This is a genomic window from Ktedonobacter robiniae (genome assembly GCF_016587375.1).
Classification (GTDB): Bacteria; Chloroflexota; Ktedonobacteria; order Ktedonobacterales; family Ktedonobacteraceae; genus Ktedonobacter; species Ktedonobacter robiniae.
Genome location: NZ_BNJG01000001.1, coordinates 2,694,666 through 2,714,999 on the forward strand (window position 1 = coordinate 2,694,666; position 20,334 = coordinate 2,714,999).

Consider the following 20,334-nt stretch of genomic DNA (forward strand, 5'->3'; position numbering starts at 1 on the left):
AGCCCAGGGGCTACCAGTCTAGGCCTCACCATCTTTAGTACTTCTTGATTATTCAGTTCATTTTTGATAGTGTTACAGTGGCATCATTCGATATTATTGTTCAACGTATAGCAAGATCGTGCTGGTCTTTTTCTGATGAATACTAACCTGCTTTCTGCGCGCCATTCCTCCTCACGCCTTCAGCGCTATACGGGGGTTCTGGTTTCTTCGCGCCTTATTTTTGCTCTGGCCACTCTGGCTATTTTTGTTCTGGCTCTGCTGCTCCGCTTATACCGCATCGATATTCCTATCGATCTGGATAGTTATGATGAAGGCGTCTACTGGCAGACGCTGCGCGCGTTAAGCTCAGGTCACGCCCTCTATCAGCAGACCTTTTACTCTCAACCACCCTTCTTTGTTCTCTCTATTTTTCCGACGTATCTCGCTCTGGGTCAGAGCCTGTGGGCAGCGCGTTTCGGTGTCGTTCTTATCTCGCTGCTCGGTGTGCTGGGCTGCTATTGTATTGGGTATGCGCTCGCGGGACGCCTGGGAGCGCTGGTGGCCGCGCTCCTGATGACCCTTGATCCGCTCTATCTCTCACAATCACAGAAACTCCAGGCAGAGGCCCCTTCGGTCGCCTTTATGACTCTTGCAGTCGGATTGGCCTGGCTCTGGTGGCGGCATCCTGGCGGAAAACGCGGAAATGCCCTGGCCGTCCTCTGTGGTATCGTACTTGTGCTTGGTGTTCTGTGCAAGCTGCTGGCTGTGGCGGCTCTCGTGCCAATTGGTATTCTTCTACTTATGTATCTCTATCGGGAGCTGCGTCAGCCGCGCGAGAAGCGCTGGCCTCTGTTTATGCCCCTCTTGCTAGCCCTGGGCGCCTCCATCCTGGCCTTCCTGGTAATTATACTGCCCTATCTTGGAGCCTTTGCGCAGCTGTGGGATGGTGTCGTGACCTTTCACCTGGTCGCGGGGAAGGTGCTTGCGTATTCAGCGAAGGGGAATATCCATATGTTGCTTACCATCCGCAGCTATCCCCTGCTCTATGCCGCGCTTGGCGCCGCGTTATTCGCCTGCGTGCGCCGCGATTGGCGTATTATCGCGCCCCTGGCCTGGTTCCTTGTCTCTGCTGTGTTGCTCTGGCGCCAGGTGCCGCTCTTTGCCCATCACCTGGTGTACCTGGTACCCCCGATGATTGCCATGGTAGCAGTAGGCCTGGCTCCCCTGTTGGATCGTTTGCAACGGACCGAGGTCAGATTAGCACGCCTGGCTCGCTGGACGGTCGCGCTTACTCTGCTTATTGTGCTCTTCACGACCGCTAGTAACATCCTCCAGGTGCGACATAATTTCAAAGCCCTGCCAGTCGGCATGCATGCTCAGGACCAGCGTGTTGTCGCAGATATGCAAACGCTCACGAAGCCTGGCAGCCTCGTTGTAACGGATGCGCAATTCCTGGCGGGCCTGGCGGATCGTAGCACCCCTGCCTCCTTGGTTGATACCTCGGGGGTGCGTATTATGACAGGCTATGTTACAGAAGAGCAGTTGATTCAAGTGGCCAGCCGTCCCGAGGTCCAGGCTGTGCTGTTCTATACTGGACGTCTCCATTTTTCGCAGGTCGCCGGTTTCCATACCTGGGTGCGACAACATTACACCCTCGCGCGTACATATAGTAATGGGCAAGAACTCTGGCTCAAGAGCTGAAGATAGAGGAGAAGAAACTATGCCACAAAAGAAGAAAACCTTCAGCACCATGGAGATTGTGCTGGTCTGCACGCTGGTTGGTTCACTTATCCTCTCGCTGCTCCAGGCGCGCAAAGATGAGAAGCAGCGAGAGGGGGCTAATTTTTAGTACATTCTCACACAAAATGTGCGGCAGTTCCTAGGAACTGCTGCGGATTGAAACTAGCTGGCTTGCGTAAGCAGCAGGGGGCGCGAGGTCTCGATGACCTCTTCATAGCCGCGTATCACGCATTCCATGGACTCGTACCAGCTATAGCGATTGGCTTGCTGATGCGCGGCCTCGCCCATCTCCAGGCGCGTCGCCTCCTGCTGGACCAGGCGCTGTAAGTGGTCGCGATAGGTTGTGATGTGCTTATCTGCTGAGAGCGCTTCTGCCTCCAGGAGTAGTCCTGTGCTTTCATGCTGCACCAGGTCGCGCACTCCCTCCGCGCGTAGGCCTACCACGGGCAGTCCTGAGGCCATGGCTTCCAATACGACCTGCCCAAAGGTCTCCGTATACGAAGGAAAGGCGAAGAGGTCCGCCGTCGCATAGGCCCGCGCCAGTTCCTCGCCACGCAGGTAGCCCGTGAACGTCACGGGCAGGCCCTGCAACTCCTGGCGAATTTCGTCATGAGCTGGCCCATGACCAACGATGACCAGGTGGCAGCGTGTATGATCCATCTGGCGATAGGCCTGGATCAGCAGTTGGAGATTTTTTTCCCAGGAGACGCGTCCCACGTAGAGCAAGACTACTTTCTGTTCAGGCTGCTCACGGCTTTGCAGCCAGCTCGCTCGTAATTCCGCGTCACGTTGCTCGGGACGGAAGAGGGTTGTATCGACGCCGCGAGGCCAGAGGCGCAGGTGCTCAAAGCCTTGCTGGCGTAGCATCTGTGCCGTGGAGGGTGAGGGACAGAAGGTTAATTCGCACTGATTATGGATAAAGCGATTGTAGTGCCACATGGGCTGTGTAAAGAACGAGAAGCCAAAGTGGGTACAGTAGGCGGCCAGATTGGTATGGTAGGAAGAGACGAGTGGTTTATTGAGGAGGCGGGCCGCTGCCAGACCGGTTGCTCCCAGGACAACGGGATCGACGATATGCATGATATCTGGTTGAAACTCATAGAGACGGCGTATGAAGAGGGGGCGAAAGAAATTAAACTTGAGCTCCGGGTAAAAGGGGAGCGGGAGTCCCGCCGTGCCGATAACCTCGGCCCCAGCGTATTGTTCCATGCCGCTTTCAGGGCCTAGCAAGAGGGCTTGATGTCCCGTCGCCTGCACATGTTCCAGAAGGCGGGCAAGCGTGCGGGTAACACCATCGAGTTTGGGCAGGAAATTCTCTGTAATAATCGCTATGCGCATAGGACACCATTCACCTATCGTGGAGAGTGCGGCGGACAATGATCCAGGGTGCTGACTGCCTTCGCGAAAATCCCGAGGGCAACCTTCCACTGCAAGCGTAATCTATACTGGTTAGTGGAGGGTTAAGCGATGTTTACAGTTGTGTAATGTGTTGACTAACAGGGAGTTAAGACCGATGTACCAAAATGTCCTATCCTAAGCAAAAAGGTAGGCATAATCGTGATGTTTTTTCCCAACAATACGTTATACTTGGTAGATATCAATGAGCGTGTCTTTATGTATCAAAGAAGTGTATGAACCAGAAACAAGGTTGAAAGTGGTGTGGGGCCTCTTAAGGAGCATCTGCGGTATGACGTTGTTAGGGTGAGAGAAAGCGAGAGAGGGCATGCGAGTAAGGTTCTAATTAGATAAAGCAATTGTTAAGGAAGCAGGTAAGCGCAGTGAAACGGCAATTTGTTAATATGAAACCTTCGAGCGGGCAACACCCCCTACCTGAACAAAAAATTGCCCCGCGCCCAGGTTCAGAGGGACCGAGGACTGAACCCGTTGTTCCTCGTAATACAGGGTCTCCTCCTGGTCAGATTATATCTAATGGACCTGGTACACCACAGCCACAGGCTGGCCCTAAAAGTGGGCAGTTTATGCCTCGTGGACTCTCCCTTCCTGGTGTCTCGCCTCGTGCTACCAGACCCCTGGCCGGCAATAATCAGGGTTCGAGCTTTGACACTGTACCTGTTTCACCTCAGCAGTCGGGCATTGGCGCCCCCCTGTTCCAGGAAAAAGAACCAAACTCAACGCCTTTTCGCAATCCGGGCGCGAATAATGACCCAATATCTGATCGATTCGCCAATCCTCAGTATCCTGCTATCCCTGCTTCTGAACCAACTCTGCGCTATCCTGGCAATGGTGCTCCTGTGCAACAGCCACCTATGGGTCAGCCATCGCCATTCTCCCAGGCGCCTCTGCCTGGACAGGGTAATAATGCCTTTGGCCCCAATAGTTCGTCATTTGCAAATCCAATGATGAGCGCGCCTCCGCAGACGCCACGTCCGCAGACCGGGAGCCTTGGTCCGGTCTCTATGGGCGCACCAGGGAGTATGCCCAGTATGTCTGGTATCCAGGCGCCACCCCTTATCCCACAGGGAACGCCACCCAGAGGTCCAGGCAATCTTCCCCGGACGCCGATGCCACCTCAACCACCAGGAGGTTTCAGGCGCACGCAAAAGCGGCGTTTCCCCATATGGGCGCGGGTGCTAGTCGCGGTTATGACGGTACTTATCATCTCGACAGGCGGCCTTTACTGGTGGTACCAGGCCAACTTCGGGAGTGCTGTGAGCCAGATTACCGGGCATAAGGCAACGAGCTTCAATAGCAAGGGCAAAGAGGATAGCTCGCAAAGCGCCACGTCCAATGGAGATATCCTTAGTGGTAAGCGCATTAATATTCTGTTGCTGGGTAGCGACAATGATGGTAAGGGCAACAACGGTGTCAATGGTTCACCCCTCGCCCAGACCGATATTGTCGTGACTATCGACCCATCGACACACTATGTAGGTATGCTTTCCATCCCACGTGATATGCGTGTCTTTATCCCCGGTAACAGCCCGGGCAAGATGGACTACGCCTTCTCCTATGGTTATCAGAGTAATGTCTCGAAGGACCATTATGCCGATGCCGCGGGCCTGGCCATTGCCACAGTCCAAGAAAATTTCAATATTCCTATTGATTACTATGCCTGGGTCGGCCTGGATGGTTTTATTAAGGTCATTGAGACTGCGGGCGGTGTGGATGTAGATGCCTTGCACCCGATGGTCGACGATGTCTATCCCAATGATATCAGTACCAAGGATATCTATGGCTTTAAGCGCCTCTATATCGCGCCCGGTCCTCAGCATATGAGTGGCGTCCAGGCGCTTGAGTATGTACGCACGCGCCATTCGGACCTGGGCGGTGACTTTGGCCGCTCTGTGCGTCAGCAGCAGGTGCTTACTGCGCTCAAAGGAAAGCTCCAGAGCACTGATACAGTGAATAAGTTGCCTGAATATGCCAAAGACCTGGTTGGCTACCTAAAGACAGATATGCAGGTCACCGATGTGATCAAAATGGCCAACTTCGCGCGTAATATCAATACAGCGAATATCAACAAACTTATTCTTAGTCCACCCTATTCTGGTCCGCTGTCACTTCCCGATCCTAAAACCGGCAAAAACACGAATACCGGCGACTTTGTCCCCTATTGTTCTAAGATCTTGCCGGATCTGCAAAAGATGTTTGGTGATACTGCGAGCTGTAAGTCTGTCCTATCCCTGTATGGCAACGCGGCGACGCCTAGCCAGCAGGATACGCAGTTGGCGCAGAACAATCCATCGCATGTGAACGCGGATGTGCCCAATGCCACGGCCTCCACACAACAGATGGTTTCATCGGGCGCGATGAGCGTTCCCCAGCTAAATGATCCCTTTGGTGTGCGCAGCCTGCTGGACCTGATGATGATGGTAACCTTTGAGACCGTCAAAGTAGAGTGAGATGGAATGTGGCAATGAAGAGAAATATACAGGTTAGATGTAGACAGTATAGCGTGCTGGCGCTTCTGGTATTGCTTGCATTTAGTTTGCAAGGTTGTTTAGGCATTGGTAATGACAAGAGCAATACCTTTGATACCAAGCAGACGACGAAAGATGGGACCTCGATTGGCATCAATAAGACCGACCAGGCAGTGTTTAGTGGGAAGTTTTACTTTACGATTGATCGCAACCTGTACGAGCTTGATAGCCAGCGCAATCTCAAGCAGCTGACCCAGGGTCTGGATGTACGCGATCCCGCGATATCGCCTGATGGTAAGCAGCTTATCTTTGTGATTCGGCGTGGCGACTACTCTGATATTGCAACTATGCCCGCTGAAGGTGGTAAGATCAAGGTCATTCGTAGCGGCCAGGGAAGCTACTACAATATAGATGGCTTTGTGAAATCGCGGGCCAACTGGATCGGGCAGCCTTCCTTCTCGGCAGATGGAAAGTCTATTCTTTTTGCCAGTGACTTTGGTAAAGAGAACTGGTACCAGGCTACGGGTCAGAATGCCCCCCTATTGGACCCTCAGGTGTTTACCGTGCCAGTCTCTGATCCTGGAACCGATACGCCCCAATATGTAGCTTATAGCGATTACGGGGCTGGTGGTGACCGGGACGTGGCTTTCCGCCCGAACACACCAAAAGAAATCATCTATACACACTACACCTATGACCCTAAAAACTCTTCTAATTTGCTGACTCAGATTTACCTGGCTGACTCGACTCTGATTGCTAACAATCCATATAAGTATCGTCCAGGAGTAGCCAAAAGCCAGCCCGATACCGGTGTCGCGCTCACGCCTGAGGATTCGAACGTACGCAACTATCAACCCATCTTCTCGCCCACGGGTGATTCTATCGCCTACACTCGTAGCGAGAACACAAGTGATCAGTTAAGCATCTATGTCCAGAAGGTTCCTAAAGGGATCACTGCCACGCCCGGCGATGCCGCGGATCAACAGGGGACCACACCATACAAGTCGGCTCAGTTGATCGTGAAGGGCCAGTATGTGTGTCAGCCTGTCTGGTCGCCTGATGGCAAGTCCCTGGCGTATATAACCTACACCAATGGTGCCTTTGATCTCTGGCTGGCGCACTTGAACGTGGATACGAAAGGCAACTACAAGCTTACTGGTAATCCCATTCAGTTGACTGACACCAACAACAGAATCAACGCCGACTCTCGCCCCATCTGGGTGAAGTAGATTTGGCGGTATATGTGTGCATGGGAAGTGGGCATTTGCCCGCTCTCCATGCACATATACACCTCCTACTCCTAAAAACTCGACGACATAACGCATTGATGATATACTACCCTCTGAACGTGCAGATTTAAACTTTATTTTTGTCTTACTTTCACCTGACCCAGGTCGCTTGAGGTAGGTACGTTGAACCAATTCGAAGGCACTTTAATTGCTGGACGGTACGAAATTCGCGAGCATATCGCTACTGGCGGTATGGCCAGCGTCTTCAAAACCTGGGATCATCGCGTAGAACGTATCGTGGCGGCCAAAGTTTTGCGCTCACTTGATAAGAGTGATGCGCGAGCTGTGGAACGTTTCCGCCGAGAGGCACGCGCCGCCGCTGCGCTCGCGCACCCCAACGCCGTAACTATTTATGACTTTGTAGAAGAAGCGGGCCAGTATTTCCTGGTCATGGAATATATTCATGGCCCGACATTAAAGCAATTAATTGGGCAGCGTCGGCAGCTACAGGCGCGCGAGGCGATAGAGATTGCCTCCCAGGTATGCGCCGTGCTCCAGGTTGCGCATGCGCGAGGCTTTATTCATCGCGATATTAAGCCGCAGAATATTATGCTTGCCCGTAGCGGTAACGCAGGCGGTGGTCTGAGCGATGGCGGAGCATGGGTAAAGCTTACAGACTTTGGTATCGTGCGTGTGGCTGAGGATGCCGGACTGACGAATAGTGGTATTGTGTTGGGAACCGCCGATTATCTTTCTCCAGAGCAGGCTCGCGGCGAGACATTGACCGCTTCGTCTGACCTCTATTCTCTCGGCGTTGTAATGTTTGAGATGCTTGCTGGGAGACCACCTTTTGTGGGTCCAACCGCCGTCTCCATTGCCATGCAACATGCCTCGGCGCAGCCTCCGCCTTTGCGTCCCTTCAATCCAAATGTTCCTCCCGCTGTTGAGCAGGTGGTGATGCGAACGTTACAGAAGGAGCCGGAGGACCGCTTTACATCCGCAGCCGAGATGCAGCAAACCTTGCGCCAGTGCGCGCGTGAGATCAGCAAAGCGAGGCCCGCAACCACGCCTGCTGCGCAGATGTATCCCCCCCAATATAATCCGGGCATCGATGGGCAGGGGCGAGTACCACCCTCAGGGCGTGGACCTTACTAGGAGTTAGCGCCTGTTTGCATAAGGAGAGGCAGGAGACTTTTCTCATCTTTTAGGATAGAGGATGTCTCCTGCACATTTTCGTCTGTGTGACTTACCTAAATAGCATACACACCTTTCCCAAGTGAGCGCCGCAGGTGCGAGAATTTAAGCAAAGGGTCGCACATACAATTAATAAAAATATCAGGAGTGGAGAACAACATTTATGGAACGTGAGAAGATTCAGACTGCTAATGCTCCGGCCGCTATTGGCCCTTATAGCCAGGCCATTCGTTATGGACAGTTTATCTACACCTCCGGGCAGATTCCCCTGGACCCAACCAGTGGTGAGATTGTCGGTGCAGATGTAACCGCTCAGACGCACCAGGTGTTACAGAATCTGCGCGCAGTGCTAGAGGCTGCGGGTTCCTCCCTCCAGAAGGTCGTCAAGACAACCGTTTTCCTGACAACCATGGATCACTTTCAAGCCATGAATGCCGTTTACGCGACTTACTTCACCGGTGACATCCTCCCTGCTCGTTCGGCGATTGCAGTCGCTGACTTACCACGCAAATCCTTGGTCGAGATTGAATGCGTTGCTTTGGCCGAGGACTAGTTTAAGCAACTAGTACGAGAGCTGCTATGCCCTACTGGAGTACATGGTGAACACTGCTACGATTTGGCGCTCGACGCTTGAGCGGTTGCTGCAACACGAGTCGCTGGACCCTGTCACGCGTCAGTGGTTGCAAGAGGCTCATCTACTTGCCTCTCAGACTACTGAAGGTGGCGCGCATGAGGAGACGGAATCGCTTTATCTCTCGCTGCAAGTGCATAATGACCTTGCTCGTGATGTCCTGACCTCGCACTGGCTAGAAGTAATGGAAGAGGCCTTACAAGAGGTAACGGGGCGGACCATTGTGCTTGAAGTGACTCATGAGCCAGGCGAGGAGTCCTTGCCAGCTCAGGAAGAGGTCGCGACACCGCACCTGGCCGCATCGACATCGGGGGCGCAGAATGGATATAACTTCTACGATCGCAGTATTAACCGCAGTATTCCCCATAAAGCAGCGCGCACACCTGAAGCGCCGTCGTATGAGCAAAACGCAGCATCTTATCAGTCATTCCAGGCTGGTGTGGCTTCTCAACAGGAGCAATGGGAGAATGAGCAGCGGTCAGGCATATTGACAAATAATCGCCTTAATCCTCGGTATAGCTTCGATACCTTTATTGTAGGTAGCAGTAATCGACTGGCTCATGCCGCCTCACTGGCGGTTGCCGAGGCTCCCGGTGAGTCGTATAACCCGCTCTTCCTCTATGGAGGTGTCGGACTGGGAAAGACTCACCTGCTACATGCTATTGGTCAGCAGGGGGTGCAGACAGGGCTGGCGGTCCTCTATGTCTCCTCCGAGCAGTTTACCAATGAGATCATTAACGCCATTCGTTACCGTACGACCGAGGAGTTTCGTGCCAAGTATCGCTCGGTTGATATTCTGCTCGTTGACGATATCCAGTTTATCGCTGGCAAGGAGTCGACCGAGGAGGAGTTCTTTCACACCTTTAACAGCCTGCATGAGATGAGCAAGCAGATTGTGATCTGTAGTGATCGCCCGCCCAAGGCCATTGCCAGCCTGGAAGAGCGTCTGCGTTCGCGCTTTGAGTGGGGCTTGGTGGCAGATATCCAGCCGCCAGATCTAGAGACACGTATGGCGATTCTGCGCGTCAAGGCGGATGCCTTGCACTACCGAGTCCCTGACGAGATCATCTCGTATATTGCGGGTCGTGTGCAGACGAACATTCGTGAGCTAGAGGGCTGCCTCAATCGCTTGATGGCTTATCAGCAGTTGCATCGCGTAGATTTAACGCTAGACGTGGCACGTGCCGCCATGTCCTCGTTGGGGGCGGATCACCGTGAAACGCACCTGGATGGGCGTCAAATCGCGCAGGCCGTCGCTGATTACTACCGTGTCTCCTTTGAAGCGATGTGTAGCAAACAGCGCGATAAGCATATCGTGGTTCCGCGCCAGGTCGCGATGTATTTAATTCGCCAGGAGACTCAGATCTCACTGTTTGAAATTGGCCAGCTCTTCGGTAAGCGTGACCATAGCACAGTGCTCCACGCCTGCGAAAAGATTGAGCGCAACCTCAAACAGAATCCCACCCTGCGCCAGGATGTCTCCACCATCCGCGAGCAGCTCTTACGCGATTAGAGGAGGTGGATATGCAGGCGTTGGCGGCCAAGTGTCGCCAACGCCTGCATATCCACATATTACTCTATACTCCCCCATTCTTCCTACCAACTCTCGTTTTTTCTGCGTTGGCCGATTTTTTATTTTTGTCTAGTCCCGTTTTTAGACGATATAATAGAAGCATATAATAACATGCATGTATTTGGAGAAGTATGTTACCATCATATACAACCTATCTGATTGACCTGGATGGCGTCGTTTACCGTGGGGATACCCTGGTGCCGGGCGCGAAGGAGTTTGTGGACTGGCTTGAACTGACAGGGAAGAAATACCTCTTTCTGACCAATAACTCGTTTGCCAGTGAGCAGCAGGTCCTGGATAAGCTTATTGGTCTGGGCATTGATACAAGCCTTGAGCATGTGCTTGGGGCTGGCCAGGCCGCGGTTAAACAGATCGCACGCCGTTTCCCTAATGGGACCATTCACCTGATTGGTGAGCGTCCTCTGTATGATATCGCGCATGAGCATAATTTAAAGCTTGCCGACACCCAGGAAGAGCATGTCGATGCTGTTCTGGTCGGGCTAGATCGCCAGTTTACCTATGAGAAGCTGACTGCGGCAGTGCATGCTGTCCGTAACGGTGCGGCCTTTGTCGCCATTAATCGCGATCCCTTGCTGCCAGTTGCCGATGGCTTTATCGCCGGTACTGGTACGATGGTGGCCGCCATCGAGGCGGGCAGTTCCGTGACGCCCGAGGTCATAGGCAAACCTCAGCCGGGTCTACTGGTGGAGGCCATGCAGACGCTTGGTAGCCAGCCAGAGGAGACGGTCATGGTTGGTGATGGCCTGGAGGTCGATATCCTGGCGGGTAAGTCGGCGGGAACACACACACTGCTCGTCCTCTCTGGTCGTGCCAGCCGTGAGACGCTTGAGCGCTCGACGATTCAGCCCGATCATGTCTATGAAAATCTAGCCTCCGTCCTTCAGGACGTCCAGGAGTAATTTGTAGTGAAGTAACGAATAAGCGGATTGGGCCGGCTCTACCGGCCCAATCCGCTTATTCGTTACTTCACTACAAAGCAAAAAGATTACTGCTGGGAGGAAGCAGCTTTGAGGGCTTGAATGCGGGCCGCCTCGCGCTCTTCCTCTTCCTGGCGCTGAGCCTCAATGACCTGGTGTGAGGGAGCAAGCTTTTTGAAGAGCAGATAGCCTGCATAGAAAGCGATGGGCCAGAGCAGGACAGTGAGTACGATGCCACCCATGCTGTCCCAGTGCAGGTACGCGGTATGTGTGGCTGCCCCATACACATCGCGCAGGATGCAGAACAGGGGGATGCCAAAGAGGAGCAGTTTGGCGAACCAGGCTTTAGGTCCCTTCTCAAAGCGCCAGATGAGCAGATAGACGATTGAGCCATAGACCAGGCCAGTGCTGATATAGTATGTCACAGGGAAGTGCGTCACCAGGTGATAGAACGCCTGGGGATCGATATTCCAGGGGAAGCGCTGGCTTGGTTTGGGAGCGGTAAACACGTAGTGCCAGAAATTGGCATAGGCGGCAATTACGTCAAAGAGTACATTGACCAGTGCCAGGACCAGGCCGCCAAGAAGCGAGGCTATGAGGACAGCTCTCGACGGGCGAATAAAGAGAATTGCTGCCAAAAAGACAACAATAACAAACGAGAGCACGAGAATCGTGAAGTCTAAGAGTTCCATGCGAGAGCTTACCTCTACTATATGATCTACTGAATTAGCAATGCTTTACCTAGTACCATAGTGCGTTTTGTGTGTCTCGTCAAGAGCAACAAGGCGAATCCTCGGCAAAAGTCATCTATGACTATTCCTCGCTTTCGCCCAGGGCTTTTTTGCGGCGTGCCTTCTGGAGAACCGCCAGCCATTTGGGGTCCTGGGGAGGCAGTTCTGGCTCCTGTAAGAGTTGAGTGCTGGCCTTCTCAATCCAGGCCAGCTCGCCCTCAATCTTTGATTCCATGTATGAGAAGACCAGCATGCCATATTCATCAATAAAGGTGACGCCGTCGCTTTGTAGGCTGCGCAAGTAGGTGAGCAGCTCCTCTGATTCCTCGCGGCGCGCCTGTAGATGCTCTCGCAGGGTGTGGCGCTCCGCGCCAGCGATGCCCCAGAAGAGGATCTTCACCAGGAGTTCGTCGCGCATGGGGAGAGGATAGGCCGCCTCTTCGTCCATAAGCCAGCGCTGGAGTTCTTGCCAACCCTTGGCCGTCAATTCATAGAGCTTGCGTTTACGCCCATCTTTATCCTCTTGCTCCATACGTACAAAGCCTTCGTCCTGAAGTGCGCGTACACGGGGATAGATACTGCCAAAGCTCAGCGCCGAAAGGAGACCAATGCTGCCCTTCTCAATCTCGGCGCGCATATCATAGCCCGTACTGGGCGCCAGGCCGATGATACCCAGCACAATATGATCAACTGACATAAAGCCACTTATCCTCTTCCGGTAGGGACCAGCTTTAGCGCGTCCAAATACCATTCATGGCAGTGTGGCGTAAGCCTGTTTTTGCCAGGAATGTGCGACCCATTATGCGAAATGTTGCCTGCGAATATTTGGAGCTGCGCCCACAGGCGATCAATCGCCTTCGGACGCGCTAAAGCTGGTCCCTACCAGGTTTTGTGCGTTTCCCAATTTCCCAGCAGAAGCAATTTAAGAAGGCCAGTGCCAGGGAAATATATCTTGTAGATACATTACTCCTCCTCTCTGGTTTTTTCAAGTTCTGCCTAATGTCTACTATTTCTATCCCAAAAACGTCCTATAGATAGGGCATAAGTATCAGCGGTTACTTGCCCTATGTTATACTCAACATAGAGACACGTAAGCTCCGTTAAAGGTGCGTAAGCTTCCAAATATCCAATATCGCTTACGCAAGCAGGTACATGTGCGACTTTTGATTCTCTTCTTCGTTTATGTAGGTAGATAAGTCGTGCATAGGCTTACGGAAAAATATGACTATTGGACTGGATTGAGTAGCGCATGGACCAGGCTGAGGAGGAGGCCTGGTTGACGAGGAGGAGGCTGTTCGGAGCATCAGCGGGGAGCCTCCAGGGCCGATCACAGCCCTGAGAAGTGGGTCGACAAAACCGGGTGGTAACGCCGGGGACAATATACTCACAGTGAGCAAGCAAGAGTACATTGCCAGGAGTCTTTTTTCAGAATTTGTTGCTCCTGGCCCGGGGTTTTGTGCGCTTTTTCCAGCTTAGTGCCTTTCGAAGACCTGAGCGCGCTAGCGCTAGCCGCGAGAGCGGGCGCTGCGCCCCCGAAAGGGGATTGGTTTTCGCATAAGGACTCAAGCAGGAGAAGTGAAGGGAGATTATGCCCTTCTTCCCGCCTGGTCGCGCATGCCTATTAACCCCACGTGCTCTGCGACATGAAGAAAGGATACCTTCCTCCATGTGTGGTATCATTGGCTACGTCGGGCCTGAGAGCACCGATGTTACGACTATATTGCTTGAAGGACTCAGTAAACTCGAATATCGCGGTTACGATTCCGCCGGTATCGCTGTTCTTACCACGGCAGGCAAGCTTGAATTGCATCGCCGTGTTGGCAAGATCGCCAACCTTGTAGCATCCGTCTCCAACGGTTCGCGTCCAGGTGAGGGCACGCTTGGCATTGGCCATACGCGCTGGGCCACTCATGGACGCCCTAATGATAGTAATGCTCATCCCCATACAGATTGCTCTGGCACACTCTCGCTCGTCCACAACGGCATCATCGAAAACTATGCCGACCTGCGCCAGGAGCTCAGCGCCAGTGGTCACACTTTCCAATCCGAGACCGATACCGAGGTACTGGTCCACCTGGTAGAGCAGGCCTACCTCGGCGAGGCCAACCATGACCTGGTCCAGGCCGTGCGCCTCGCGCTCAAGCGCGTCGAAGGGACCTATGCCATCGCTGTGGTCAGCCGTGAGCAGCCCGACCTGCTGGTAGGTGCGCGCCACAATGGTGGTCCTCTGATCGTTGGCTTGGGCGAGAACGAGAACTTCCTCGCCTCTGACATTCCCGCCCTGCTCAAGCATACACGCAACATCATTGTGCTAGAAGAGGGCGAGGTCGCCGAGCTGCGCCCCCATGGCGTCACTATCACCGATCAGGCGGGCAGTGTTGTACTGCGCAAGCCCCTCACCGTCGAATGGGATATCGAGGCGGCTGAGAAGGGTGGCTACCCTCACTTCGCCATCAAGGAGATCAACGAGCAGCCTGAGTCCCTGCACCGCGCCCTCCTGGGTCGTGTGCATGAAGGTGAGCTGTGCCTGCCCGAACTGGAGCCGTTGCGTGCCTCTGGCGCCCTGGAGAACCTGCGCCGTATCATCGTGGTGGCCTGTGGCTCATCCTATCACGCGGGCCTGCTGGCCAAGTACGCCATCGAAAAGTGGACGCGCATCCCGGTTGAGACCATTACCGCCTCTGAGTTCCGCTACTGTGAACCCATTGTTGGACCCGACACACTCTGTATTGCTGTCACTCAGTCGGGCGAGACGCTGGACACCATTGTCGGTATTCGCCAGGCGCGTGAGCATGGCGCGACCGTGATCGCCATTACCAACGTCGTCGCCAGCGCCATTACGCGCCTCTCTGACGCCGTGCTCTACTTGCACGCGGGTCCCGAGATCTGCGTCGTCGCCACCAAGTCCTTCATCAACTCGGTGGCCGTGCTGTACCAGCTTGGCCTCTACCTGGGCCAGCTCAGCGGGTATATTCAGCCTGAGCAGATGCGCGAAATTCTGAACGCGTTTGAGCGCCTGCCCGAGCAGATCCAGAGCATCCTGGAGCATGCTAATAGCCCTGATGACGTCATCGCGCCGCTTGCGCAAGAGATGGCTCAGGCGCGCAGCATGATGTTTATCGGGCGTGGTGTTGGCTTCCCCACGGCCCTGGAGGGTGCGCTCAAGCTCAAAGAGATCTCTTATATCCATGCCGAGGGCTTTCCCGCGGGCGAACTCAAGCACGGCTCCATTGCCCTGCTTGATCCCGAGACACCTCTGGTTGCCGTCGCCACCGCCTCCCACGTCTACGACAAGGTCGTGAGCAACATCCAGGAGGTGCGTGCGCGCGACGCCCGCGTCATCGTCGTCGCCACCGAAGGCGACGAGAAGATCAAGCAGCATGCCCACGACGTCCTCTATGTCCCCGCGACCCTGGAGATCTTCAGCCCACTGCTGGCGAGCATCCCGCTCCAGCTCTTCGCCTATCACGTCGCCGTCGCCCGCGGCTGCAACGTCGACCAGCCTCGCAACCTGGCCAAATCCGTCACCGTGGAATAGGCGATTGCTGAATAGGGTTAAATATTGTTTCAAGCTCTAATGCTGAAGAGCGAGGCTCACAATCCACTCTGGTGGTTATGGGCCTTGTTCTTTTTATATTCATAGCTGTCAGAGTTACTTGCCATATCTTACTTATGTCTACCAAGCAGGAAGAAGGCAATGTTAAGAGCTTATGGTAAAGGACTAAAATATCGTAAACAATCAGCATACTTATGTTGAAAGGAGTTTTATCGATAGGTTGGGGCTGAATCTTGTAGTTGACCAATTGAGGGTAATGAGCACTGATTGTTTCATCTTGGCTGGCTACTATCTTTGTACTTGCCTTTTGCATTTGTAACTCAAAAAATGCATCTACCTCTTGAGGCGATTGTAGGTGGGTAACTTTACCTGGTGTGATCTGAGCTAATTGCTTTTGTAGTTCCTTCTTCTTGTGTATAAAAATGAAATTAATTTGGTTGCTCGTTGTAGGCCAAAATTATCTACACATTCTAGGGGGAGGTCACGGCGAGCCAACCCGTTGTAGAAGTAATGGCGCTCTATCACACGCTGTAAACACAGAGTTAAGGGCAGATCCAGGAAAATAATTGTATCAGCCATTTCCCAGGCTGGTTGGGTAGAGTAGGCGTAGTTTCCCTCAATAATCCAGCTTTGCTCTTGCGTAATTTGTTGTAAAGCGTCAAATCTCGTATCGAAAGGCTTGTTTCCCCAATTTCTGCGCCAGAAGAACCAATGATAAGAATTTTTGACATACAGACCTACTATTACAAGAAAAATATCACTACTTGATAGTGATGAACAACAACGTTTGATAAGTAAGTTCTGCAAAGTGAAACGTTCCAGGTATATGAAGCAGTAACATCTGGAGGAAATACATCTCTAATTGCCCTATTTCATAGAGTACAATATCTTTTTATCAAATACCTAAATAGAATCCATCAAATACTTTTTGTGTTTTCTTCCAACATCATCATGTACTCTTCTGAAATTCGGCTGGTCGCTGGATGATTTGCGCCGTAAGTTTTTATGTAAATTTCCAGTGCTTTGTGATAATGTACTTCTGCATCATCGAATCTATCTACACATATATAGAGTTTAGCAAGGTCAAAATATAAGATAGCTGTATAAGGATGGGCTACCCCAAGTTTTTGTTCACGTAGACATATTGCTCGTTTATAAGCTGCTTCAGACTCGGTATAGTTGCTTTGCAGGAAAAAGTTGTAGCCCCTATTGCGAAGTGTATATGCCAGGTAAGGATGTTCGTTTCCAAGGGCTTGCTCTTGAATAGTGTAGGCTTGCTCAATCATAGGTTGAGCTTCTTGATACTTTCCTTCATCGTGAAGAATTTCAACTATGCTGTTGAGAATAGTTGCTATGTGTTCGTGTTCGAGACCCGAGGTGTGCCTACGAAGTTCCAATGCTTTTTGGTTCCTTTGCATTGCTAATTCGAGCTTTCCCTGTTTATGCTGAATTCTGGCCAGCCTGTTAAGGCTAGAGGGAATGATAGGGTGAGTTTCTCCTAAAAGCTGTTCTTGAATCTGTAGCGCTAGTTTGCAATATTTCTCAGCTTGCTGATAGTCTCCCTGTGCTTCATAGATTTTTGCCAGGTTATAGTAGCTTTTGGCAACAAGAAGGTTTGATCCTCCAAAGACAGCTTTACTAATCTTTATCGCCTCTAACTCCGCGGGTATTGCTAAATTGTAATTGCCCTGTGTACGATAGAGGTTTGCCAGCCTATTTAATGTCTCTGCTACGTCAGGATGATTGGTTCCTGAGACCTGTTGGCGAACGCTAAGAGCTTTTTGTAGGTAGCTATCAGCTTCTTTGTAGCTACCTCTGATAAAGTAGAGATCGCCAAGGTCATTTAAAGTGCGTGCTGTATCTGGATGGTTTTCTCCCAGGATGCTTTGCTGGATCGAGAGCGCATTGAGGAGAAGCGGCTCCGCCTGCTCGTAATTTCCTCGTGTCATGAGATAAGCAGCCGCCTTATATAGCAAATGCGCCGCCTCAGGAAAGGCAAGGTGATACTCTTGAATATAGAATGCACATGAAAGGGCATGCGGGAGAATTCGTTGACATAGATGCCAATTTTGATGCTCAACAACAGGAAAAGCTGAATCTACGGCGTGTATGGCTCTCCTTGCCCATGTGCGTTGTTCTTCTTGCGCCAAGCCATCGCGAAGGACGGCCTGTACCAGGCGATGGATGTGCAGCGTCTTTTCTTCGGGATTTCGTCTGATCAGCGAATAACGCATAAGAAGTTTTATGATGGCGTCCAACTTTAATGGATTACTGGCTGCTAATTGGAGTTCGGGTTCAGGTTTATTTGTCCTGAGTGTAAGAATTTCTTCGGGGATTGCTTCTGGACTGAGAAAGGCAAGCAAGTGCAAAAAATCTGCTGCTTCCCGGCTGGCCTGGGCAATTTGTTGGAAAGAGAGCGACCAGGTGGTAGTGATGGAATCAGGATGCCCCATGGCTGTATCCCCCCTAAGTGAGAGGAGTTGACTGCGGCTGGTCTGGTAAAGTTGCAGGTACCGAGCCAGGCCACAACGAGTTTCTTCTATATACGCACCAGCCTGATCGAGTGCAAGAGGTAGGCATCCTAGCTCAGTGCAAATTTCTTCTGCCAGCCTTCGCTCTTCGCAGCCTATCTCTGCGAATGCATCACTCGCCTGGATGGATTTGATACGACGTAGGAGAAAGGTAACGCTCTCTTCCTGCCTCATGTTCTCAATTTCAAATTTGTGTGCAAAGGCACCAAGGGCCTGGAGCCTTGTTGTGATAAGCATGTGACCTTTGTCGAGCATTGGCACAAATTCATTGATCATGTTCAGATTATCGATGTTATCCAGAATAAGGAACCAGCGAGTGTGTGTGTTGAGCCAGCGTTTGACGGCTCGAATAACCGCGTCCTGATCTTGTTCATCGCGTTGCGTTAGCTGAAGCAACGTTGCTAGTTCCACAAAATCTGCGTATAAAGCATCATGTCTGGAGCCAGAGAGCCAGAAAATAGCCTGGTAGTCCTTCTGGTGAAGATAGGCATATTCAATAGCAATCTGTGTTTTCCCAGTTCCTCCCAGCCCGCTTAAAGCGAGAGGCAGGCTATTTTGAGACTGTGCATTGAAATAGTCATTCATGCTCGCAAGAGCTTTTGTCCGCCCTGTAAAGAGTGGATTGCGTCGATGAGGAACGCGCCAGAGTAGTTGCGTGTGTATTGTATCTGATATCGATATATCTAAAGGAGTCTCAGTCTCTGTGTCGTTTTCGGGAAGAAAGCCTAGCTCTTGTGGATTCTTCTCAAAGAGCTCACTCAGTCTCTGACGGTAGAAGGGGCTGGGTGTCGTAATACCATTCTCCCAGCGACTTACATTGATCTGGTTTGTACCAAGGCGTTCCGCAACCTCGCTTTGGGTCCAGGAATGCCGCTCACGTTCTTTCCGAAGTGGAGAGCTTTTCTTACTCCTGGATATATGTCCGGTGTTCATATAGTAACTCCTGTGAGGAACTTCCTTGCTTTATGTCGCTCAGGAAACAACAGATCTTATTTCGAAACCCATCCCCATTCGCGGACAAGCTCACTAGAGTTTTCGGATCAGAAGACAATGCAAAACAATGAGAACGCCAAATCCCTACTATTACTACTATCCAACTGGTACCTATGCGCTAATCTCTGCCGATCAAAACGGTAATTTCACGACCACTATTCAGGCCGATGGCCTTGTAAGTGGCCAGACATATCACGTGACGGCTTCTGATTTCACCTATGGATTTTCTTCTGTAAGCACTGCAACATTTGTCGCGCAGTAAGTTCTAATGCCAACGAAGAACCTCCTGACCCTCTTTCATTGAGAGCCAGGAGGCCTTTTTAATTTCATACCCAGGAGTTTCATTTCGTATTCGAGGGTTTAGTGCAGGCCCTCTTCCAGGGAGGGTGAGCTGTGGCCGAGATCCACAGGTGCCGCGCAGCAGCACCTGTGCCCCTGTCCAACATAACAAACTGCCTGACCTACTCTGTCATGTCGCGGCGGCTGTAGAGGAGGTAGCCACCGACGATGAGGATGAGCAGGTAGACTATAAGGACGATGAGCGCCGTGGTAGGACTCATAACGTCGGGATTATTGGTGGAATTGGTCGGCTCCTGGAAGAGCTGTCCAGACGGGCCACTCAGCATGGTCTGAGCGACCACGCCGGGGAGCCACTCCTGGAAGTGGATGAGATTCTTGGCGGTATTCTGGTCGAAGAGGCTGACCAGGACGACGAGAATGCTGCGCACCAGGGTCTCAAAGATCTGGTAGCCCAGGGCGACGGCTGTGCCCGCGATGGGATTGCGCCCCAATGTCGAGACGAAAACAGCGATAGTCACAAAGAAGTAGATGTTGAGGGAGTGCCCCAGCCAGTAGGTAAGCAGGCCAAGCCACGCTCCGCCCGTGGGGAGTGCCATTTGCACGCCAAAGATGTTGCCAAAGAGCAGCGAGAGGATGATACCCAGCAGGAGGGTGATCGCCGTTCCCAGCAGGGTCACGACGGCCAGAGCCGCCAGTTGCCCTGTATAGACCTGGAGGCGGCTCATGCCACGCCCCAGCAACTGACGTTGGATGCCATAGGTATATTCGCTACCGATAAGTGTTGCAGCCAGAATTGGCAGCAGGAGCGGCCCCAGCGAGCTAAGTATCGAGCCGAAGAGGCGAAATAGGGTTGGGTAGGCCAGTAAATCGTGTTTGCTGGTTGTCAGGAAGATGCCGACCATGACGATCAGGGGCAGAGCAAAGATAATGCTCAGCCACTTGCTCATGGCACGGCGCCGCATCTGGTAGAGGTTCCAGCCAACCATGCGTGCGACCTGGGCGAGCCAGCCACCTCTAGGGGCTACCTCTATGCTTGTAACCAGTGATTCTGCTTTCAT

The 20,334-nt window shown here is 52.4% G+C and carries 15 protein-coding genes; 10 read left to right on the forward strand and 5 right to left on the reverse strand.

Annotated elements, in window-relative coordinates; all coding sequences use genetic code 11:
* Window positions 1-135 precede the first annotated feature (135 nt).
* Both JMJ04_RS11350 and JMJ04_RS47995 read left to right on the forward strand, forming a co-directional pair.
* Window positions 136-1,680 (forward strand): ArnT family glycosyltransferase, encoded by a 1,545-nt coding sequence (locus JMJ04_RS11350; RefSeq protein WP_201370598.1) that lies wholly within the window; start codon window positions 136-138, stop codon window positions 1,678-1,680.
* Window positions 1,681-1,699: 19 nt separating this feature from the next.
* Window positions 1,700-1,828: a hypothetical protein gene (locus tag JMJ04_RS47995; RefSeq protein ID WP_268887331.1), complete on the forward strand. Its 129-nt coding sequence runs from the start codon at window positions 1,700-1,702 to the stop codon at window positions 1,826-1,828.
* Window positions 1,829-1,881: 53 nt separating this feature from the next.
* On the opposite strand, the gene JMJ04_RS11355 is transcribed toward JMJ04_RS47995, so the two are convergent.
* Complete coding sequence (locus tag JMJ04_RS11355) at window positions 1,882-3,057, reverse strand: glycosyltransferase family 4 protein (RefSeq protein WP_201370599.1); 1,176 nt, start codon at window positions 3,055-3,057, stop codon at window positions 1,882-1,884.
* 641 nt (window positions 3,058-3,698) lie between these two features.
* Here JMJ04_RS11355 and JMJ04_RS11360 point away from each other — a divergent pair.
* The 6 genes from JMJ04_RS11360 (at window position 3,699) to JMJ04_RS11385 (ending at window position 11,147) form a co-directional block, all read left to right on the forward strand.
* Window positions 3,699-5,582 (forward strand): LCP family protein, encoded by a 1,884-nt coding sequence (locus tag JMJ04_RS11360; RefSeq protein WP_201370600.1) that lies wholly within the window; start codon window positions 3,699-3,701, stop codon window positions 5,580-5,582.
* 14 nt (window positions 5,583-5,596) lie between these two features.
* The gene (locus tag JMJ04_RS11365; protein ID WP_201370601.1) at window positions 5,597-6,829 is read left to right on the forward strand and encodes a TolB-like translocation protein; all 1,233 of its coding nucleotides are present in this window, start codon (window positions 5,597-5,599) and stop codon (window positions 6,827-6,829) included.
* 183 nt (window positions 6,830-7,012) lie between these two features.
* Window positions 7,013-7,984, forward strand: a complete 972-nt coding sequence (locus JMJ04_RS11370) for a protein kinase domain-containing protein (protein WP_201370602.1) — start codon at window positions 7,013-7,015, stop codon at window positions 7,982-7,984.
* Window positions 7,985-8,186: 202 nt separating this feature from the next.
* On the forward strand, window positions 8,187-8,576 hold the full coding sequence (locus tag JMJ04_RS11375) for a RidA family protein (RefSeq protein ID WP_007908269.1): 390 nt from the start codon (window positions 8,187-8,189) through the stop codon (window positions 8,574-8,576).
* Between the two features lie 43 nt (window positions 8,577-8,619).
* A complete protein-coding gene (gene dnaA / locus JMJ04_RS11380; RefSeq protein WP_201370603.1) occupies window positions 8,620-10,167 on the forward strand; it encodes a chromosomal replication initiator protein DnaA in 1,548 nt (515 codons plus the stop codon).
* A 191-nt stretch (window positions 10,168-10,358) separates the two neighbouring features.
* A complete protein-coding gene (locus tag JMJ04_RS11385) occupies window positions 10,359-11,147 on the forward strand; it encodes an HAD-IIA family hydrolase (RefSeq protein WP_201370604.1) in 789 nt (262 codons plus the stop codon).
* Between the two features lie 86 nt (window positions 11,148-11,233).
* Here JMJ04_RS11385 and JMJ04_RS11390 read toward each other — a convergent pair whose 3' ends face one another.
* Both JMJ04_RS11390 and JMJ04_RS11395 read right to left on the reverse strand, forming a co-directional pair.
* Window positions 11,234-11,857, reverse strand: coding sequence for a hypothetical protein (locus JMJ04_RS11390; protein ID WP_201370605.1), 624 nt, complete (start codon window positions 11,855-11,857; stop codon window positions 11,234-11,236).
* Window positions 11,858-11,978: 121 nt separating this feature from the next.
* Complete coding sequence (locus JMJ04_RS11395; protein ID WP_201370606.1) at window positions 11,979-12,593, reverse strand: PadR family transcriptional regulator; 615 nt, start codon at window positions 12,591-12,593, stop codon at window positions 11,979-11,981.
* Between the two features lie 969 nt (window positions 12,594-13,562).
* On the opposite strand from JMJ04_RS11395, the gene glmS reads away from it, so the two are divergent.
* Window positions 13,563-15,434 (forward strand): glutamine--fructose-6-phosphate transaminase (isomerizing), encoded by a 1,872-nt coding sequence (glmS, locus tag JMJ04_RS11400; protein WP_201370607.1) that lies wholly within the window; start codon window positions 13,563-13,565, stop codon window positions 15,432-15,434.
* Window positions 15,435-16,369: 935 nt separating this feature from the next.
* Here glmS and JMJ04_RS11405 read toward each other — a convergent pair.
* Window positions 16,370-18,916 (reverse strand): helix-turn-helix domain-containing protein, encoded by a 2,547-nt coding sequence (locus JMJ04_RS11405; RefSeq protein ID WP_201370608.1) that lies wholly within the window; start codon window positions 18,914-18,916, stop codon window positions 16,370-16,372.
* 127 nt (window positions 18,917-19,043) lie between these two features.
* Between JMJ04_RS11405 and JMJ04_RS11410 the strand changes: the two genes are divergently transcribed.
* Window positions 19,044-19,238, forward strand: a complete 195-nt coding sequence (locus JMJ04_RS11410; RefSeq protein ID WP_201370609.1) for a hypothetical protein — start codon at window positions 19,044-19,046, stop codon at window positions 19,236-19,238.
* A 199-nt stretch (window positions 19,239-19,437) separates the two neighbouring features.
* Here JMJ04_RS11410 and JMJ04_RS11415 read toward each other — a convergent pair whose 3' ends face one another.
* Window positions 19,438-20,334 (reverse strand): ABC transporter permease, encoded by an 897-nt coding sequence (locus tag JMJ04_RS11415; protein WP_201370610.1) that lies wholly within the window; start codon window positions 20,332-20,334, stop codon window positions 19,438-19,440.

Bases quoted from the DNA above. Each gene is read 5' to 3' on its own strand.
- JMJ04_RS11350 (WP_201370598.1), top strand. From the start codon at position 136: ATGAATACTAACCTGCTTTCTGCGCGCCATTCCTCCTCACGCCTTCAG.
- JMJ04_RS47995 (WP_268887331.1), top strand. From the start codon at position 1,700: ATGCCACAAAAGAAGAAAACCTTCAGCACCATGGAGATTGTGCTGGTC.
- JMJ04_RS11355 (WP_201370599.1), bottom strand. From the start codon at position 3,057: ATGCGCATAGCGATTATTACAGAGAATTTCCTGCCCAAACTCGATGGT.
- JMJ04_RS11360 (WP_201370600.1), top strand. From the start codon at position 3,699: ATGCCTCGTGGACTCTCCCTTCCTGGTGTCTCGCCTCGTGCTACCAGA.
- JMJ04_RS11365 (WP_201370601.1), top strand. From the start codon at position 5,597: ATGAAGAGAAATATACAGGTTAGATGTAGACAGTATAGCGTGCTGGCG.
- JMJ04_RS11375 (WP_007908269.1), top strand. From the start codon at position 8,187: ATGGAACGTGAGAAGATTCAGACTGCTAATGCTCCGGCCGCTATTGGC.
- dnaA (WP_201370603.1), top strand. From the start codon at position 8,620: ATGGTGAACACTGCTACGATTTGGCGCTCGACGCTTGAGCGGTTGCTG.
- JMJ04_RS11385 (WP_201370604.1), top strand. From the start codon at position 10,359: ATGTTACCATCATATACAACCTATCTGATTGACCTGGATGGCGTCGTT.
- JMJ04_RS11390 (WP_201370605.1), bottom strand. From the start codon at position 11,857: ATGGAACTCTTAGACTTCACGATTCTCGTGCTCTCGTTTGTTATTGTT.
- JMJ04_RS11395 (WP_201370606.1), bottom strand. From the start codon at position 12,593: ATGTCAGTTGATCATATTGTGCTGGGTATCATCGGCCTGGCGCCCAGT.
- glmS (WP_201370607.1), top strand. From the start codon at position 13,563: ATGTGTGGTATCATTGGCTACGTCGGGCCTGAGAGCACCGATGTTACG.
- JMJ04_RS11405 (WP_201370608.1), bottom strand. From the start codon at position 18,916: ATGAACACCGGACATATATCCAGGAGTAAGAAAAGCTCTCCACTTCGG.
- JMJ04_RS11410 (WP_201370609.1), top strand. From the start codon at position 19,044: ATGAGAACGCCAAATCCCTACTATTACTACTATCCAACTGGTACCTAT.
- JMJ04_RS11415 (WP_201370610.1), bottom strand. From the start codon at position 20,334: ATGAAAGCAGAATCACTGGTTACAAGCATAGAGGTAGCCCCTAGAGGT.